Here is a 17,741-nt window from a genome sequence, read left to right as displayed (position 1 = left end):
AAATTCGAAATCAATTGCATATTTATCTATATTTGAAGGGAATATTTGAATATGCAGAAAAAACTAAAACTTTGGGACGCAACGATGCTCGTAATGGGCTCCATGATCGGTAGCGGAATTTTTATCGTAAGCGCAGACATGATGCGAAACCTCGGTTCCGGCTACTGGATGATCGTAGTCTGGATTATCACAGGAATCATGACAGTTGCAGCTGCAATAAGCTATGGTGAACTTTCAGCACTGTTTCCTAAAGCCGGCGGACAATATACTTATCTCACAGAAATTTTTGGTAAAAAGATGGGTTTCCTGTATGGATGGGGATTGTTTACGGTGATTCAAACCGGGACGATAGCTGCCGTTGCAATGGCTTTCGGAAAGTTTACAGCCTATCTTGTTCCTTCGCTAAATGACGCGGCACCTATTTTTCAAAGTGGGGAATTTAAAATTACATGGATTCAAATGTTGGCCATTGCCATTATTCTTTTGCTTACCTACATCAACACGAGAGGTGTAGAGAGTGGAAAAATTCTTCAGAATGTATTTACAGGTTCAAAAATATTAGCATTATTAGGCCTGATTGCTGCTGGTTTTATTTTCGTTGATTTTTCACATTTAGCAGAAAATTCCAGCTTGGGAACTAATGCTTTTAACAATATTGATAAAGACACCACAGGAAACTTTCTAAAAACAGGATGGAAATCCATTGACGGAATGACTTTAATGGGTGGAATTGCTGCTGCAATGGTTGGTTCGGTCTTTAGTTCTGTTGCCTGGGAAAGTGTGACTTTTGTTTCTGGTGAAATTGAAAATCCAAAGAAAAACGTTGTAAAAGCAATGATTTTGGGAACTTCGGCTGTAATGCTTTTATATATTGCAGTAAATTTTGTTTATTTAAATGCTATCGACCGAGACTCCATCGCATTTGCAGCGAATGATAGAGTAGCGGTTGCTGCTTCCCAGAATATTTTTGGGAGTGCAGGAACCGTGATTATTGCGGTTTTGGTAATGGTTTCTACTTTCGGATGTAACAACGGATTGATTTTAGCAGGAGCAAGAGTTTTTCAGACAATGGCGAAGGACGGTTTGTTTTTCAAATCAGCGATAGACAATAATAAAAATGATGTTCCTTCAAACGCGCTTTGGATGCAGGGAGTTTGGGCTTCTGTTCTTTGTCTGAGCGGACAGTACGGAAATCTCTTAGATATGATTTCATTCGTCATCGTTCTATTTTACATGATTACCGTTTTTGGAGTGATTTATTTAAGATTCAAACAACCTAATCTTGACAGACCTTACAAAACATGGTTATATCCGGTAACACCAATTATTTATCTTGTAATTGGAACAGTTTTTTGTGTTCTTCTATTAATTTATAAACAACAATATACTTGGCCAGGATTTCTGATCGTTTTATTGGGACTACCCGTCTATTATATCATCAACAGAAATAAAAATATGGATGTTTAAGTTTTTTTAGGAGCTTAATCCCGCTTTCCGCTGTATCTTTTTTGCAATTCCCTTCGACTTCGCTCAGGGAACTGCAAAAAAGGATGCCGCTTCAATCGGGGCTATAGATTTCGTTAAGAATTCTGCTTTTGTCATTATTAGGACTGGAGGAGAAAGCAATCTTTAAAATATCCGTTCTTCACTAAACTATTTAAGTAATAAAAACTTTGTGCTCTTCTATTAGTGAAACGCCTTTGTATAACTTAAAAACAGTTAGTAGTCAAAAAATCCTTGTGAGATTTGCGTTTAAATAAGAATTGCCATTTAAGACGAAAACCTAATAAAGTTTCATCAGATTATCACGCATTATTTCCCGAAAATGATTAATTTGGTATTTCATTTTAATTAATGACACCAAAAAAATAAAATAGAGAACGAAATATCTATGGACACACCAAATTACCGGATGCCTTTTGTGCCATCAACACTGATGTCTGAAGGTGGAAGTATAGACACTTGCGATATGGGTGAAAGTATTGCCCACAACATTATGCTTTTGATCACAACCAAAAAAGGCGAAAACAGATATGATGAAAATTACGGAAACGATGTTTGGAGTCTGGAATTCGATAACGGAGTTACATCAGCTGTCTGGGAAAATGTTTTTATTAAAAGTCTTAAAAAACAGATTCAGGATTTTGAACCCAGAATCGTTCAGCCTCAGATCGATGCTCATGTAGAAATCGTTGAGCACAACTACGACACTAAAGAGCATACGGAAATCAAGAAAAAAGTAAAGATTGCCATCAATGCAAAAATGGAGGAAACCGGAGAACGCTTCAGTTTTTCTACCGAACTTTTTCTGAGTCCGATGTCAATCGATTAATCACCACCTTATCACAAATATGAATTTAGATCAGAATATCTATTCGAAAGAATCTGTAAAGGCGAGAATGCTGCAAAACGCAACTAAAGTTTGGGGATTGAAAAGTCCGCAGTCGCTTGATCCTTTCGTCAAACTTTTAATTGATGCTTTCAGTACCGAAGTTTTTAAGGCTAATAATGAAATTCAGACTGTCAATGCGAGAATTTTAGAAAAATTGGCGAAACTTCTAACACCGTCAATTTACACGCATCCAATTCCGGCACATGCCGTTGCATTTACCGAACCTTTTGAATCTTCGGAAGTTCTGCTGGAACATACTGAATTTTTCTTCAGAAAGCAGATGAATTCTACGGTAAAATCAGAATCAGATAAACAATTAAATATTCCTTTCACACCGATAGGAAGCGTAAAAACCAACAAAGCACAGACTGCGATCATGTTTGTAGGAAATACTTGCTACAGCATAGACGAACGACTAAATAAAATACCGATTTCAAGGTTTCAGGGAAGACCGTCTGATTACAGGAAAGTAACGATAGGAATCAATGTTTCAAAATATACCAATGATAAATTTCCAAGATCTTTAGGATTGTATTGTTCAAATCCTGCATTTGAGCATTTAGATTTTGTGTATAAATTGCTTCCCTACATTACTGTTTCAAGTAATGGAAATCCTTTGTTTGTAAAGGAAGGTTTAACATATCTCAAAAAAGAACAGGCAGAAGGTTACGAACAGCTTTTTCATGAACAATCGATTCAAACGAAGATCATTCAGGATATAAAAAACATTTATCATCATAAATTCATTGAAGTAACAGGACTTTCGCGAGATCTTTTTTCGGAATCGGGAACATTGCCTCAGGATTTGGATTTTTTAAACGGAAGAGAAGAAATTCAGAAATATATTGACGGGAAAAACTTCTTGTGGCTGACTTTTGAATTTCCGCCGCAGTTTTCGGCCGAGATTTTAGATAATTTTACTTTTGTATTAAACGCTTTCCCCATTTACAACCGAGGCTGGAAAAAAACAGAGTACAGTCTCGACATCATGGGAAATAATATTCCGTTGATTACCGAAGAAGGCGAACATTTTCTTTATGTAGATGAAGTTCAGGACGGGGAAGGAAGAAAGTACACGGAAATTCCATTTACACCTTCGGATGATTTAAAAAAAGGTTTGTACACTGTCAGAAAAGGCGGCATGGAAAGATTCAACAACAGAAATGCGGTTGATATGATTTCGAATGTTCTTGAACTGACAAGAGACGAAATTGCAGCATTTTCATTATTAAACCGGGACAACGTCAAAGGAATGCTCAGCGAAATGTCTGACAAGATGAAATCGATGGTGCAGAAAGTAAACAACGCTAAAAGAAGCATCAAACAGGAACTCAACTATGTCATCATGGAACCTGTTGAAAAAACCGATCATACTTACGCTTCGTTCTGGATTACCCATTGTACTTTTGCCAATCACATGCGACCGGGAACTGAACTTTCCAATCAGTTAAAGTCTCAAACATTGATCCTTTTAACCGAAACCATCGGTGGTGCGGAAGAACAGAAAGGTTCGGATAGTATTCAGGCTTACAAATATGCATTGACGACGAGAGATAAAATTATTTCTTTGGAAGATGTAATAAACTATGTGAGAATGGTTTTGAAAGATGAATTAAAAGATGTTCGTGTAAAAAGAGGAACAATGATCAGCAACAAACCGAAAGAAGGTTTCGTGCGTACCGTTGACGTTGAGGTCGTACCGCAAAATTATTCGTTTTACGGAAGAGTGTATTGGGAAAATATGGCGAATATTCTGAGAAATCAAATCATTTCCAAAGCCATCGACGGAATAGAATACAGAGTTTTGGTATCTAACGAAGACATCGATTTTTTTGATAATTAAATAAAATAAAATTCCGGAAGATCAATTATTTCCGGAATTTTTATTTAAATAAGACTAAAATATCTGATCCATTACAATTACCTCTCTGTTTTCCAGCAAAGGAACAATCTGTTTCACAACCAGATTCTGATAGTGCTCTGAGTTTTTATGAAATTCCAAAGCTGATTCATTTTCATATCCTTCAAATAAAATCAATATATTTTGATTGGCTTTGCTCTGATGGATTTTGTAAAACAAATTTCCTTCTTCTTCAGAACTTTTTTTGGAAGCTTCTTTCAAAATTTGAAGAACTTCATCTAGTTTTCCTTCTTTTACCTGCCATTTGGCGTAAACGTAAATTGCTTGTTCACTCATCTTTTTAGATTTTAATTTTAATTATAAATTTTTAGATTCTAAAATGGCAACGATTTTTTCGCCAACACCTTTTGCAGAGGCAGGATTTTGCCCGGTCACTAAATTTCCGTCAGCAATACTGTTAGCAGACCAAGCTTCCGCAGCATGAAAAATAGCGCCTTGTTCTGTCAATGCAGTCTGCAGATCGAAAGGAACATCAGCTCTCGCATAGCTATCTTCTTCTTCTGTGGTGAAAGAAGCAATATTTTTACCATTGACAAGATAAGTTCCGTCGCTTAATTTTACATTTAATAAAGAAACCGGACCGTGACAAACAGCTCCTACAACTGCGTTTCTCTCATAAGCTTCAGCGATTACTTTTTTCAGTTCAGCATTTTCCGGCATGTCGACCATTGGAGCCAAACCGCCGGGAACGAAAACTGCGTCATAATTATTGACATCAACTTCTGAAAGTTTTGCAGCTTTGTGCATATCTTCCCAACCTTTTCCTGTAAGAAATTTTAAATTGTCAGGATCATCAGCTAAATTTAAGGCGTCTAAAAATGGTGATCCACCCGTTAAACTTGCAAAATCGATTTGAAAATCTGCATTTTCAAATTCTGCATAAGGATGCGCAACTTCTGATAAGAAAGTTCCTGTTCTTCTTTTGTTTGGCCCGATTGCGTTTGCGTTGGATACGATGATTAATACTTTTGCTTTCATATGTATAAATTTTAATTATTTATTTAAATTTCTACAACAAATTTATGTCGGTTCAAAGCCTCAACTGAAGGAGGAAAGTCACAAAAAAAGTGTGACCGAAATCACACTAAGCTTTGAATATTTAAATCAATTAAAATTTATAAATATGGTTGTGCATTTTGAAGAGGTAATTAAGGGATTTAAAAATTAAAGCAATAGTATTTCTTTGCTAAATGAAATGCCTCTGTTTATCTTAAAAAAGAATTTAGTGTAAAATCCTTGTCTTACTTTGCGATAAAAAAACACAAGGAAAGACAAAGAATTATAAAATAACATTTAAATAAAGGTTACAAAGCCGTTTCACTTATTCTTGAAAGACAAAGATTTAAATGCAAAAGGGTTTAAATAATTATTTTGTATTCGAATAAAGCCTGCTCAATGTTTCCCTACTGACTCCCAGATATTCTGCAATATATTTTTTAGGAATCTGAAGCATGAGATCGGGATATAATTTTGAAAATTCTTCATATCGCTGCTGAGGTGTGCTGGATAGCAAAAGTCGTATTCTGTCCTGCAGTGCAACATAACCGTTCGTCAGTTTTACTCTGAAAAAATGCTCCATGGTGTGAAATTCTGCAGCCAGCTTTTCTCGTCCTTCCAAAGTAAGACACAGAACTTCTCCATCTGAAAGGCATTCTACAAACATCGTCGATTTTTTTTGCTTAAAGAAACCGGAATAATCGGTCATCCACCAATTTTTTTTGGCAAATTGTACAATGTGTTCTTTTCCGTTTTCGTCGAGATAAAATACTTTATAAATTCCCTCTAAAACCAGAAACTCAAATTGCACATCGTCGCCCTCATGAAGAAGAAACTGATTTTTACGGACGTTTTTATGTGTAAAGAATGTTTTGATAGATTCAAATTCTTCATCGTTGATGGTGGTTATTTCTTCGATATGCTGTCGTAATCTGTTCATGAATGTTGATTAATACGGTGTAAATTTAAATAAAATTAAGGAAGAGAGAAGATGATGATCTGACAAGATTTAGATTTAAAATTTATAAAAATTAATATCGCTTTCATCTAAAATCGAAACTATTTTTAACTCAATAAATTCCATAAAATTCCGTAATTTTGCAAATCGTGATTTTCATGTAAGGTCACCCCAAATTATGAGTGAATCAAAAGAATATATAGAAGTTTACGGAGCCAGAGAACACAATCTTAAAAACATTGATGTCAAAATTCCGAGAAACGAACTGGTGGTCATCACCGGACTTTCCGGAAGCGGAAAATCGTCATTGGCTTTTGATACGATTTTTGCAGAAGGACAGCGTCGTTACATAGAAACTTTCTCTGCGTATGCGCGTCAGTTTTTAGGCGGTTTGGAACGTCCCGATGTTGATAAAATCGAAGGATTATCTCCCGTAATTGCAATTGAGCAGAAAACAACCAATAAAAACCCACGCTCTACAGTAGGAACGGTGACTGAGCTTTACGATTATCTCCGTCTTTTGTTTGCAAGGGTTTCTGATGCCTACTCTCAGACGACAGGAAAGAAATTGGTAAGTTACACAGAAGATCAGATTCTTGATACAATTAAAGAAAACTACAAAGGCGAAAAGCTGATGTTGATGGCTCCGGTTGTGCGTTCAAGAAAAGGTCATTATCACGAACTTTTTGTTCAGATGGCCAAAAAAGGATACGGACAGGCGAGAATTGATGGTGAATTGCAGGATATTGAGTATGATTTAAAACTCGACCGTTACAAAACCCACGATATCGACATCGTCATTGACCGTTGGATCATCGGTGAATCTGCCTCTGAAACGAGAATGGAGAAATCACTCAGAACCGCAATGGAAATGGGGGAAGGTGTAATCGGAATTCAAAAACTGGGAAGTACAGAAATTGAATATTTTTCTAAAAATTTAATGGATGCTGAGACAGGACATTCATTGGCTTTACCGGAACCGAATACTTTCTCTTTCAACTCTCCGAAAGGAAGTTGCCCAAGCTGTAAAGGTTTAGGGACTATTAAAAAAATCAACACCGATTATTTTGTTGAAAATCCGAAATTATCGATTAACCAGGGAGGTTTATTACCATTGGAAGATATTAAATCGAATAAATGGATTTTAGCTCAGATCAAAAATATTCTTGAAATTTTCGGTTTGGGATTGACGACTCCGTTTAAAGATATTCCTGCAGAAGCATTGGATTATATGTACAACGGCTGTCACAAAGAATTTAATAAAGACCTGAAATACGCAGGAATTACCAAAAAAATAAAGATCAGCTTCGATGGTTTGATTCCTTTTATGGAGGAAATCATTGATGAGAAAGAATCTTACGAAGGTGTTTTGCTTGAAAGACATTTCACTACCGAAGAAACCTGTCCTGAATGTAAAGGAACCCGTCTTCAGCCGGGAAGTTTAAGCTTTAAAATTGACGGAAAAAATATCGCTGAAATCAACGGTCTGAGTTTATCAGATTTAAAAGATTGGCTGAGAGATGTTAAAGATAAATTTTCGCCGAAACAAGCAATTATCGCCCATGAAATTTTAAAGGAAATCGAAACCAGACTTCAGTTTTTGCTGGATGTAGGTTTGGAATATTTAAGTCTGAGCAGAAGTTCAAAAACGCTCTCCGGTGGAGAATCTCAGAGAATCCGTTTGGCAACGCAAATTGGTTCTCAGCTGGTGAATGTTCTGTATATTTTGGATGAACCAAGTATCGGATTGCACCAGAGAGATAATGAACGATTAATTAATTCATTAAAGAATCTTCGTGACATCGGAAACTCAGTGTTAGTAGTAGAGCACGACAAAGATATGATTATGGAAGCCGATGAGGTTTTGGACATTGGTCCGAGAGCCGGAAAATTCGGTGGAGAAATTCTTTGGCAGGGAAAACCTGCAGATTTATTGAAAGCTGACACCATTACTGCAGATTATATCAACGGAAAAAGAAAAATTGCCATTCCGGAAGTAAGAAGGGAAGGTAATGGGAAAAGTATCGTCTTGAAAGGTGCTACAGGAAACAATCTTAAAAATGTTACGCTTGATATTCCTTTAGGAAAACTGGTGGTGGTAACAGGAATTTCAGGAAGCGGAAAATCTTCTCTGATCAACGGAACTTTGTATCCTATTCTGAACAAACATTTTTACAGAGCCGTACAGGAACCTTTGCCTTACAAAAAAGTGGAAGGTCTTGACAATATCGATAAAATTGTAGATGTTGACCAAACTCCGATAGGTAGAACGCCCCGTTCAAATCCTGCGACGTACACAGGAATGTTCACCGACATCAGAAATTTATTTTCAGAATTGCCTGAATCTAAAATCCGTGGTTATAAACCGGGAAGATTTTCTTTCAACGTAAAAGGCGGAAGATGCGAAACTTGTCAGGGAGGAGGTCTGAAAGTCATTGAAATGAACTTTTTACCTGATGTTTACGTGCACTGCGAAACCTGCAACGGAAAACGTTTCAACAGAGAAACGCTGGAAGTTCGTTACAAAGGAAAATCGATTTCCGATGTTTTGGATATGACGATTGATGAAGCGGTAGATTTCTTCCAGCCGATTCCGAAGATCTTTGCAAGAGTGAAAACTTTACAGGATGTCGGTTTGGGTTATATCACGATGGGACAACAGTCGACCACACTTTCCGGCGGGGAAGCGCAACGTATTAAACTAGCTACAGAACTCGCAAAAAGACAAACCGGAAATACTTTATATATTCTCGACGAACCGACAACCGGACTTCATTTTGAAGACGTAAAAATTCTGATGGATGCCATCAATAAATTGGTAGAATTAGGAAATTCATTTATCATAATCGAACATAATATGGATGTTATCAAATTAGCAGATCATATTATCGACGTTGGACCCGAAGGTGGAAAATACGGTGGTGAGATTATTGCTAAAGGAACTCCTGAAGAGATTATTAAATCGAAGAAGAGTTTGACAGGGAAGTATTTGAAGAAGGAGATGTAAAAGAAATTTCAACTTAATTATAGAAAAGAATTTGTGAAAGCAGATTCTTTTTTTATTTTTATAAAAACAGACTTTATGAAAAAGCCAAAAGAAATTATTGCTCTTGAAAAAGTTTATAATATCAAACTTCAACAGACATTTGTGAAAGATGATATTGTAACGGGCGAAAACACCAATCTGTTTTTAACTGATAAGAAGAATAAGGTTGTAGGTCTGAATCTCTCAGACAATAATATTGAGAGTATTAAGGGCTTTGAAAACTTCAATGAATTACTTTATCTGAACCTATATAAAAATTCTTTAAAAGTTGTTAATGGTCTGCAAGCACTCTTTAATTTAGAAATACTAATCATCAGCAATAATAAGATTGTAAAGTTAAATGAGATTCCCACACCTAAATTAAAGATGTTGAATCTATCACATAACTGCATAACTAAAATAAAAGGATTTGAAAAACTTAAAAATTTGGAAGAACTTTACTTAACGGGAAATCAGATTAAAGAGATGAATGCAATAAATAATTTGAAAAGTCTTAAAACTTTAAAAATAGATTTTAATGCTTTAACGGAGGTCGATTTTCAAGTATTGAGTAATTGTAATATAATTCATTTAGACTTACGTAATAATTGGATTAATAAATATAGGAATTTGGAAGTTATGAAAGAAATTAAGCATTTAAATCTGAAATACAATAAGATAAATGAGGTTGAAATAATTAAAGAGATTTTGAATTTAAAAAAGTTGAATTTTATAAATGTTGAAGGTAATCCTTTTCTGGACAAAACAGATTTAGAGTTATGGGGTTTTGGTTACGAGAATCATTTAGAAGATTTACGCAAATATTTTAGCTCCCTATGTTAACAATTCAATTATTTAAAAAATTTAATTAACTGACTATCAGTTTTTTAAATTCCAATGTTAACTCAATGTTAACTCAATGTGAAATTTGTATGAATATTTTTTTATATCTTTGAATTAGAAATCAAAACAAGTTTAATATCTAATTTAAAATCAGATCAATATGAAAAATAAAATCCAAATATTTGTTGCTTCTCTATTCGCATTAGGATTAACAGCAATTGCAGGTAATGTAAAGGCTCAGACTACTTCAAATAATACTATTCAGGAAGTTCAGTTAAATAAAAATGATGCATTCAATGAAATCAGAAATCTGTTAATTGCCAATTTCGATTTTACAAACTCTGACTATAAGCAGGGAGTCGTGAATTCAGAAGTGAAATTTGATATCGCCGACAACGGAAAAATCGTGAATGTACGTTCAAAAGGAGACTGCAAAAATGTGAGTAAAGAAATTGAAAAAGTGTTGAGTCATCTTCAGTATAAAATTGATCCGAGCAAATTGAATCAAAACATGATCGCATCGTCTTTCGTAATGCCGGTAAGAGTTGACATCAACAACAGATAATCAGAAATAATTGATCAAACAAACTATATACAATTTCCCTTGAACTGCTTGAAAAAGCAGTTTTTTTATTTCCTGTAATTGTCTACATTTGATTTTAAAATTTCCTAACCTGTGAATCCTATTCTTGATGTTGTTGTTCGCTCTCTTTGTGTTTATCTTTTTATGGTAATCGCTATTCGTCTTTTTGGGAAAAATCAGCTTTCGCAACTGAATGCGGGTGATGTTGTTTTGTTGCTTTTAATTTCAAATGCCGTACAAAATGCAATGGTTGGTGAAAACACTTCTCTTGAAGGCGGAATTGTCGCTGCGCTGGTTTTGTTTGCGGCAAATTTCACTTTGAAAAGATTGATGTTTTCCAATCGTTCTTTTGCGAGTTTTATGGAAGCTGATCCTGTAATTTTGGTAAAAGACGGAGTGGCAGATCATGTAGCTTTACGAAAAGTAAAAATTACCTTTGACGAAATCAACGAAGCCATCCGAGAACACGGAATTGAAACTATTGAGAATGTAAAACTGGCAATTCTGGAAGTTGATGGAAATATAAGTGTGATTTCTGAAGATGAAAAGGATAAGCAAACCCATTATTCGAGAATCAAAAGAAAAAATAAAAGAAAATATCATTAAAAAATGAATTACGAAATAAGAGAAATGCTTCCAAAAGATGAAACCCGTGTTATGGAAATTTTTCAACAAGGCATTGATAGCGGAATTGCTACTTTTGACACGGCACTTCCCAACGTTGAGGTTTGGAATACCAGTTTTATCAACGAATGTCGCTGGGTATTGGAAGATGAAACCAATGAAGTTATCGGTTGGTGCGCTTTGAAGCCCGTCAGTAAAAGAGAGTGTTTCAAAGGTGTAGCTGAAGTAAGTATTTATTTTGATCAGAATTCTACAGGGAAAGGTTTAGGTACACTTTTACTGAAAAAGTTGATTGTTGACAGCGAAAACCACGGATTCTGGACTTTACAATCCAATATTTTTCCTGAAAATGAAGCTTCCATTAAATTTCATCTGAAAAACGGTTTCCGAAATGTTGGAATTCGTGAGAAAGTAGGTCAACTTCATGGAAAATGGATGGATCTTGTAATGCTTGAAAGAAGAAGCCCGAATATTTTGTAGATTTTAAATTAAGGTTTCCGATTTTAAGGAAATGTTCTTTTGGCATTTTGATTGTATGATTCAGGTTATTAATTTAAAATCATTAATTATGAAATTTCTAAAAAATACAATCGCAGCCTTAGTTTTAGCCGCATTTTTTACATCATGTTTACCACATCCAAGTCAAAGACCAATGCCACCAGGACACGATAAAAAAGTAGAAGAACTGAAAGAGCACCATCCAAGAAATAGATAGGAGTTTATATTATTTTAGAAATTATTCCGTTATTCTATTTCGATCTTCCTTAATTGTTGGAGTAGATATTCCAATTTGCAGAAAAATAATTTAAAATTTACAGTCATTATGAAGTTTTTATCTAAAATTATCGGATTGGTTTTGGTCGTCTTCTCAATTGCGTTTTATCAGGCAGAACCAATTCAGAGACGTCATCATCGTGGTCCGCACAAAAGTCATTATCGTGGTCATCATAGACCAAAATATAAAAGAGTAACATATCACAGAGCTCCGAGGCATTATTATAAGAAACATTATTACAGACCTGCAAGAGCACACAGATATCATCCGCACAAAAGATATAAGCATCATCGTGTATACCGTAACAGACCGGTCATTATCATTCATCGTTAAAAAAAGCTGTCTCATTTTGAGGCAGCTTTTTTATGTAAGTTTAAAGTGCTTATTTACAATATACTTTAGATTTTCTTTTTCTTAGGATTTAAAAATGTCGTGAAAATCATCACTTCCTGGCCAAATTTATTTTCGATTCTTTCTGAGATATTTAGTAATTCACTTTCCATAAACTCCGATCTTTTTTCTTCATCATCAAAAATTAATAAAAGATTATAATTTTTTCCGTCTTCAATAAAATCACTGTGAACTTCAGAAAGTATATATTTGTCAACATCCATCAGGTTTTCAGTCATTATAACTAATGTGTCATCAACGTAATTTTCCCATTCACCAATATGATTTTTTGTACAATGGAAAGTAATGCTTAAGACGCTCATATTTTAAGAATTTTTAAGATTTTTTGAATAAATATTTCAACAAAAATCGGTAAAATTTTCGTAAATTAGCCCGTTATTAAATATTCAAAATAAATAGTTTTCAGGTTGTTTTTTAAACATCTGATTATCATTACAATAAAAGTTATATATGCAAAAAGAAGGAGAAAGATTGATTCCTATCAACATTGTTGATGAAATGAAGTCATCTTATATTGATTATTCAATGTCCGTTATTGTTTCAAGAGCTTTACCGGATGTAAGAGATGGCTTGAAACCTGTTCATAGAAGAGTACTTTACGGTATGTATGGATTAGGGGTTTTTTCAAACAGAAAATACTTAAAATCTGCAAGAATTGTTGGGGATGTTTTAGGTAAATATCACCCACACGGAGATTCTTCTGTATACGATGCAATGGTAAGAATGGCTCAGCCGTGGAGTTTACGTTATCCACAAGTTGACGGGCAAGGTAACTTTGGTTCAATGGATGGTGATCCGCCTGCAGCAATGCGTTATACTGAAGCAAGATTAAAGAAAATTTCGGATGATATTTTATCTGATCTTGATAAAGAAACAGTAGACTTTCAGAATAACTTCGATGATAGCTTGACGGAACCAAGCGTAATGCCTACAAAAATTCCAAATCTTTTGGTAAACGGTACTTCAGGTATCGCAGTAGGTATGGCGACCAATATGGCGCCTCATAATCTATCTGAAGCAGTTGATGCAATAACTGCGTATATTGACAACAGAGAAATCACAATTGATGAATTGATGCAGCACATTGTAGCTCCGGATTTTCCAACAGGTGGAATTATCTATGGTTACGACGGTGTAAGAGATGCTTTCCATACAGGAAGAGGAAGAGTAGTTCTTAGAGCAAAGGTAAGCTTTGAAGAAGTGCACAACAGAAATGCAATTATTGTAACTGAGATCCCTTATCAGGTAAATAAGGCTGAAATGATCGCCCGAACAGCCGAATTGGTAAAGGATGAAAAAATTCCAGGTATCTTTGAGATCAGAGACGAATCAGACAGAAACGGAATGCGTGTTGTTTATGAATTGAAAAACGATGCGATTCCTAATGTTGTTTTAAATTTATTATATAAATATACTGCACTACAAACTTCATTCAGTGTAAATAATATTGCATTGGTTCACGGAAGACCAGAGCAGTTGAATTTAAAAGATATTATTCATCATTTTGTTGAGCACAGACACGTTATCATCGTAAGAAGAACGGAGTATGAGCTTAGAAAAGCGAGAGAAAGAGCACATATTCTTGAAGGTTTCATGAAGGTGATCGGAACTCAGGATTCTTTAGATAAAGCAATTTCAATCATCCGTCACAGTGCAACTCCGCAGGCGGCAAAAGAAGGAATTATTCAGGAATTTGATCTATCTGAACTTCAGGCGCAGGCGATTCTAGACCTTCGTTTGGCTCGTCTGACAGGAATGGAGCTTGATAAGATCCGTGATGAATACGAAGCAATCATGAAAGAAATTAATAATTTGGAAGATATTTTGGCAAACGAACCAAGAAGATTCCAAATCATTAAGGATGAATTAGCTGAAATTAAAGAAAGATACGGTGACGAAAGAAGAACTGAAATCGATTATTCCGGAGGTGAAATGTCAATCGAAGATATTATCCCGAATGAAGCGGTAGTTCTTACAATTTCTCACGCAGGATATGTGAAGAGAACGTTACTTTCAGAATATAAAATTCAGAGCAGAGGTGGTGTAGGAAATAAAGCGGCAACAACAAGAGATTCAGATTTCTTGGAATATATCGTTTCTGCGACCAATCACCAGTATATGTTATTCTTTACAGAAAAAGGTAAATGTTACTGGTTAAGAGTATTTGAAATTCCTGAAGGTTCTAAAACGGCAAAAGGAAGAGCGGTGCAAAACTTGATCAACATCGAACCGGATGATAAGATTAAAGCTTACATTAGAACAAACAATCTGAAAGATGCCGAATATGTAAATCAAATGAGCGTTGTAATGGTAACCAAAAATGGTACGATTAAGAAAACGTCTCTTGAAGCTTATTCACGTCCGAGAGTAAATGGTGTAAATGCAATTGAAATCAGAGATAATGACATGTTGTTGGGTGCTTATTTAACGAATGGAACTTCAGAAATCATGATTGCTACAAAGAATGGAAAATGTATCCGTTTCCCTGAAGCAAAAGTAAGAGAAGTTGGTAGAGGTTCTATCGGTGTTCGCGGGATTAGTATGGAAGAAGATGATGAGGCAATTGGTATGATTGTTGTGAACGACTTGGAAAATGATACAGTACTTGTGGTATCTGAAAAAGGATATGGTAAGAGAACAGCTGTAGAAGATTATCGAATAACCAACAGAGGTGGAAAAGGTGTTATCACTTTAAATATTACTGAAAAAACAGGTAATCTTATTGCTATTCAGAATGTTACAGACGAAGATGGATTGATGATTATTAATAAATCGGGGGTTGCGATCAGAATGAATATGAACGAGATGCGTGTAATGGGTAGAAATACTCAGGGTGTGAAAATGATCAATCTGAAAAAGAATGATGAAATTGCAGCCATCGCAAAAGTTGAAATGGATAAAGATGTAGTTGAAGAAGAAGAGCTTTTGGAAGGGGCCGAAACTGCAATTTTACCAACAGAAGATGGTGATGCTCCTGAAATAGAAAACAATTCAGAAAATGAAAATTCAGAAGATCAAACTGAAGATTCTGACTCTAAAGAATAATTAATATAAATTAAAATTGTTATTATGAAAAAGCTAATTTTAGGTATAGCTATTGTTTCATCGGCATTTGTTTTTGGACAAAAAGATGCAAAAGATGTTAACGCGCAATTACAAGCTTCTAATAAAGCAGCAATGGATGCTTATCAGGCGAAAAACTACGCTGTTGCAGCTCCTAAGTTTTTAGAAGTATATAATTTGATGAAAACAAGTGGTCAGGATGATAAAGTTTATATGTATTATGCAGGACTTAGTTATGCTCTTGCAAATAATGTAGACGAATCGATTAAAATTTATACAGATTTGATCAATTCTGGCTATACAGGTGTTACAACTCAATATACGGCTAAAGAGGTTAAAACTGGTGCAGTCACTTCTCTAAATAAAGGTATTTGGGAGGGTTTAAAAAAAGCTGGGACTAAAGACTATACTGATTTCAAAATCGAGCAAACAAAAAGTTTAGAGGTGGATATGTATGAAACATTGTCATCTTTACTTTTAAATGCTAAAAGGAATGACGAAGCTTTAGCTTTAATTGATAAAGGTTTAGCTAAATTTCCTACCAATGCTAAATTGAAAGAATATCAAGGTTCAGCTTTATACGCAACAGGTAATACAGACAAATTTTTGGCAAATTTAAAAGAGCAACTGGCTAAAAATCCTAACGATGCAACTAACTGGTACAATTTAGGAGTTTTACAAGCAAAGACTCCAGCTACAGAAGCTGAATCACTTGGTTCGTTTCAAAAAGCTATTGAACTTGCAGGAACCAATACTGCGTTGCTAAATAATGCTTATCAGAATTTAGTGTACACTTCACTTGGAGATGATGCTAAAGCTGTTGAGAATATTAATACGTTGAGAAAGTCAGATCCAGATAAAGCAACAACATTAATTGAGGCGAGAAAGGAGAGATTCAACAAAGCATTGCCACATGCAGAAAAGTGGTATCAAACCAGTCCTGAAAATATCGAAGCTGTAAGTACATTAAAAGAAATCTACGGGATTACAAAAAATATCCCGAAGATGAATGAAATGAAAGCTAAAGAAGCAGAACTTAGAGCAAAACAGCCAAAATAATTCAATTAAGAATTTACATAGAGAAACCGAAGCATTTTTGTTTCGGTTTTTTTTTATATTTTTAAATATTAAAAGAAATACATTTTTTTGTTCTCACTAATAGCTTGATTTTCAAATTAGTTATTAAATTTTTATTGAAATATTAATAGTTTAAATTCTGATGAAATGTGAAAGAAATTTCAGAAATTATCATCAAATTTCAATTTCAAAATTCTCCTTAATTCCGTATCTTTGAGAAAATTTTTACAAAATGATCGAGTGGAAAACCGTCAAAGAATACGAAGATATTACCTACAAAAAATGTAATGGCGTAGCAAGAATTGCCTTCAACAGACCTGAAGTTCGTAATGCTTTCAGACCAAAAACAACTTCAGAATTGTATGATGCTTTTTATGATGCTTACGAAGATTCTTCGATAGGGGTCGTTTTGCTTTCCGGAGAAGGACCGAGTTCTAAAGATGGAGGTTGGGCTTTTTGCAGCGGAGGTGATCAGAATGCAAGAGGTCAGCAAGGTTATGTAGGTGAAGACGGAAGACACCGTCTAAATATTTTGGAAGTTCAGCGTTTGATCCGTTTTATGCCAAAAGCGGTGATTGCGGTTGTTCCGGGTTGGGCAGTTGGTGGAGGTCATTCTCTTCACGTGGTTTGTGACTTGACTTTAGCCAGTAAAGAACATGCTATTTTCAAACAAACTGATGCCGATGTGACGAGTTTTGACGGCGGTTACGGTTCTGCTTATTTAGCAAAAATGGTGGGACAGAAAAAAGCGCGTGAAATTTTCTTTTTAGGTAGAAATTATTCGGCGCAGGAAGCTTTGGAAATGGGAATGGTAAATGCCGTGATTCCTCACGAAGAATTAGAAGATACTGCGTACGAATGGGCGCAGGAAATTTTAGCTAAGTCTCCGACTTCAATCAGAATGCTGAAATTTGCCATGAATCTTACAGATGACGGAATGGTTGGCCAGCAGATTTTTGCAGGTGAAGCAACACGTTTGGCTTACATGACAGAAGAAGCGAAAGAAGGTAGAAATGCTTTCCTTGAAAAAAGAAAACCGGATTTCGGAAAAGATCAGTGGATCTCTTAAAATA

General features: G+C 35.1%; 17 protein-coding genes. 13 read left to right on the top strand and 4 right to left on the bottom strand.

The genetic code is table 11. The features are described from left to right. Positions 1–51 precede the first annotated feature (51 nt). The 3 genes from NZ698_RS05825 (at position 52) to NZ698_RS05815 (ending at position 4,235) form a co-directional block, all read left to right on the top strand. Positions 52–1,467, top strand: a complete 1,416-nt coding sequence (locus NZ698_RS05825) for an APC family permease (RefSeq protein WP_263002138.1) — start codon at positions 52–54, stop codon at positions 1,465–1,467. A gap of 424 nt (positions 1,468–1,891) precedes the next feature. After that, entirely contained in the window at positions 1,892–2,332 is a 441-nt protein-coding gene (locus NZ698_RS05820; RefSeq protein WP_263002137.1) for a GPW/gp25 family protein, read from the top strand. Positions 2,333–2,351: 19 nt separating this feature from the next. Then, on the top strand, positions 2,352–4,235 hold the full coding sequence (locus NZ698_RS05815; protein ID WP_263002136.1) for a type VI secretion system baseplate subunit TssF: 1,884 nt from the start codon (positions 2,352–2,354) through the stop codon (positions 4,233–4,235). Between the two features lie 54 nt (positions 4,236–4,289). Here the strand turns inward: NZ698_RS05815 and NZ698_RS05810 are convergent, their stop codons facing one another. The 3 genes from NZ698_RS05810 to NZ698_RS05800 form a co-directional block, all read right to left on the bottom strand. After that, positions 4,290–4,589 carry a putative quinol monooxygenase gene (locus NZ698_RS05810; protein ID WP_263002135.1) on the bottom strand — a complete coding sequence of 100 codons (300 nt, stop codon included), beginning with the start codon at positions 4,587–4,589 and terminating at the stop codon, positions 4,290–4,292. A gap of 21 nt (positions 4,590–4,610) precedes the next feature. Continuing rightward, positions 4,611–5,291, bottom strand: coding sequence for a type 1 glutamine amidotransferase domain-containing protein (locus tag NZ698_RS05805; protein WP_263002134.1), 681 nt, complete (start codon positions 5,289–5,291; stop codon positions 4,611–4,613). Positions 5,292–5,679: 388 nt separating this feature from the next. Next, positions 5,680–6,249, bottom strand: a complete 570-nt coding sequence (locus tag NZ698_RS05800; protein ID WP_263002133.1) for a Crp/Fnr family transcriptional regulator — start codon at positions 6,247–6,249, stop codon at positions 5,680–5,682. Between the two features lie 196 nt (positions 6,250–6,445). On the opposite strand from NZ698_RS05800, the gene uvrA reads away from it, so the two are divergent. The 7 genes from uvrA (at position 6,446) to NZ698_RS05765 (ending at position 12,450) form a co-directional block, all read left to right on the top strand. Then, positions 6,446–9,274, top strand: coding sequence for an excinuclease ABC subunit UvrA (uvrA, locus tag NZ698_RS05795; protein WP_263002132.1), 2,829 nt, complete (start codon positions 6,446–6,448; stop codon positions 9,272–9,274). A gap of 75 nt (positions 9,275–9,349) precedes the next feature. Beyond that, the gene (locus tag NZ698_RS05790; protein WP_263002131.1) at positions 9,350–10,135 is read left to right on the top strand and encodes a leucine-rich repeat domain-containing protein; all 786 of its coding nucleotides are present in this window, start codon (positions 9,350–9,352) and stop codon (positions 10,133–10,135) included. Positions 10,136–10,295: 160 nt separating this feature from the next. Continuing rightward, on the top strand, positions 10,296–10,700 hold the full coding sequence (locus NZ698_RS05785; protein ID WP_263002130.1) for a hypothetical protein: 405 nt from the start codon (positions 10,296–10,298) through the stop codon (positions 10,698–10,700). Positions 10,701–10,811: 111 nt separating this feature from the next. Then, positions 10,812–11,324, top strand: coding sequence for a DUF421 domain-containing protein (locus NZ698_RS05780; protein WP_263002129.1), 513 nt, complete (start codon positions 10,812–10,814; stop codon positions 11,322–11,324). A gap of 3 nt (positions 11,325–11,327) precedes the next feature. Further along, entirely contained in the window at positions 11,328–11,822 is a 495-nt protein-coding gene (locus NZ698_RS05775; RefSeq protein ID WP_263002128.1) for a GNAT family N-acetyltransferase, read from the top strand. A gap of 88 nt (positions 11,823–11,910) precedes the next feature. Further along, positions 11,911–12,057 carry a hypothetical protein gene (locus NZ698_RS05770; protein ID WP_263002127.1) on the top strand — a complete coding sequence of 49 codons (147 nt, stop codon included), beginning with the start codon at positions 11,911–11,913 and terminating at the stop codon, positions 12,055–12,057. 108 nt (positions 12,058–12,165) lie between these two features. Then, positions 12,166–12,450: a hypothetical protein gene (locus tag NZ698_RS05765; RefSeq protein WP_263002126.1), complete on the top strand. Its 285-nt coding sequence runs from the start codon at positions 12,166–12,168 to the stop codon at positions 12,448–12,450. A 65-nt stretch (positions 12,451–12,515) separates the two neighbouring features. Here the strand turns inward: NZ698_RS05765 and NZ698_RS05760 are convergent, their stop codons facing one another. Next, a complete protein-coding gene (locus NZ698_RS05760) occupies positions 12,516–12,830 on the bottom strand; it encodes a DUF4286 family protein (protein WP_263002125.1) in 315 nt (104 codons plus the stop codon). Between the two features lie 148 nt (positions 12,831–12,978). On the opposite strand from NZ698_RS05760, the gene gyrA reads away from it, so the two are divergent. The 3 genes from gyrA to NZ698_RS05745 all read left to right on the top strand — a co-directional run bounded on the left by gyrA (position 12,979) and on the right by NZ698_RS05745 (position 17,737). Beyond that, positions 12,979–15,573 carry a DNA gyrase subunit A gene (gene gyrA / locus NZ698_RS05755; protein WP_263002124.1) on the top strand — a complete coding sequence of 865 codons (2,595 nt, stop codon included), beginning with the start codon at positions 12,979–12,981 and terminating at the stop codon, positions 15,571–15,573. A 24-nt stretch (positions 15,574–15,597) separates the two neighbouring features. Continuing rightward, positions 15,598–16,650 (top strand): tetratricopeptide repeat protein, encoded by a 1,053-nt coding sequence (locus NZ698_RS05750; protein ID WP_263002123.1) that lies wholly within the window; start codon positions 15,598–15,600, stop codon positions 16,648–16,650. A 250-nt stretch (positions 16,651–16,900) separates the two neighbouring features. After that, the gene (locus NZ698_RS05745) at positions 16,901–17,737 is read left to right on the top strand and encodes a 1,4-dihydroxy-2-naphthoyl-CoA synthase (RefSeq protein WP_219969150.1); all 837 of its coding nucleotides are present in this window, start codon (positions 16,901–16,903) and stop codon (positions 17,735–17,737) included. The last annotated feature ends 4 nt before the right edge of the window (positions 17,738–17,741 follow it).

The sequence above is a fragment of the Chryseobacterium edaphi genome (genome assembly GCF_025628985.1).
Taxonomy (GTDB): domain Bacteria; phylum Bacteroidota; class Bacteroidia; order Flavobacteriales; family Weeksellaceae; genus Chryseobacterium; species Chryseobacterium edaphi.
This window is presented reverse-complemented; position numbering and strand designations above follow the sequence as displayed.

Bases quoted from the DNA above. Each gene is read 5' to 3' on its own strand.
- NZ698_RS05785 (WP_263002130.1), top strand. From the start codon at position 10,296: ATGAAAAATAAAATCCAAATATTTGTTGCTTCTCTATTCGCATTAGGA.
- NZ698_RS05765 (WP_263002126.1), top strand. From the start codon at position 12,166: ATGAAGTTTTTATCTAAAATTATCGGATTGGTTTTGGTCGTCTTCTCA.
- uvrA (WP_263002132.1), top strand. From the start codon at position 6,446: ATGAGTGAATCAAAAGAATATATAGAAGTTTACGGAGCCAGAGAACAC.
- NZ698_RS05750 (WP_263002123.1), top strand. From the start codon at position 15,598: ATGAAAAAGCTAATTTTAGGTATAGCTATTGTTTCATCGGCATTTGTT.
- NZ698_RS05745 (WP_219969150.1), top strand. From the start codon at position 16,901: ATGATCGAGTGGAAAACCGTCAAAGAATACGAAGATATTACCTACAAA.
- gyrA (WP_263002124.1), top strand. From the start codon at position 12,979: ATGCAAAAAGAAGGAGAAAGATTGATTCCTATCAACATTGTTGATGAA.
- NZ698_RS05775 (WP_263002128.1), top strand. From the start codon at position 11,328: ATGAATTACGAAATAAGAGAAATGCTTCCAAAAGATGAAACCCGTGTT.
- NZ698_RS05805 (WP_263002134.1), bottom strand. From the start codon at position 5,291: ATGAAAGCAAAAGTATTAATCATCGTATCCAACGCAAACGCAATCGGG.
- NZ698_RS05760 (WP_263002125.1), bottom strand. From the start codon at position 12,830: ATGAGCGTCTTAAGCATTACTTTCCATTGTACAAAAAATCATATTGGT.
- NZ698_RS05820 (WP_263002137.1), top strand. From the start codon at position 1,892: ATGGACACACCAAATTACCGGATGCCTTTTGTGCCATCAACACTGATG.
- NZ698_RS05800 (WP_263002133.1), bottom strand. From the start codon at position 6,249: ATGAACAGATTACGACAGCATATCGAAGAAATAACCACCATCAACGAT.
- NZ698_RS05815 (WP_263002136.1), top strand. From the start codon at position 2,352: ATGAATTTAGATCAGAATATCTATTCGAAAGAATCTGTAAAGGCGAGA.
- NZ698_RS05770 (WP_263002127.1), top strand. From the start codon at position 11,911: ATGAAATTTCTAAAAAATACAATCGCAGCCTTAGTTTTAGCCGCATTT.
- NZ698_RS05790 (WP_263002131.1), top strand. From the start codon at position 9,350: ATGAAAAAGCCAAAAGAAATTATTGCTCTTGAAAAAGTTTATAATATC.
- NZ698_RS05810 (WP_263002135.1), bottom strand. From the start codon at position 4,589: ATGAGTGAACAAGCAATTTACGTTTACGCCAAATGGCAGGTAAAAGAA.
- NZ698_RS05825 (WP_263002138.1), top strand. From the start codon at position 52: ATGCAGAAAAAACTAAAACTTTGGGACGCAACGATGCTCGTAATGGGC.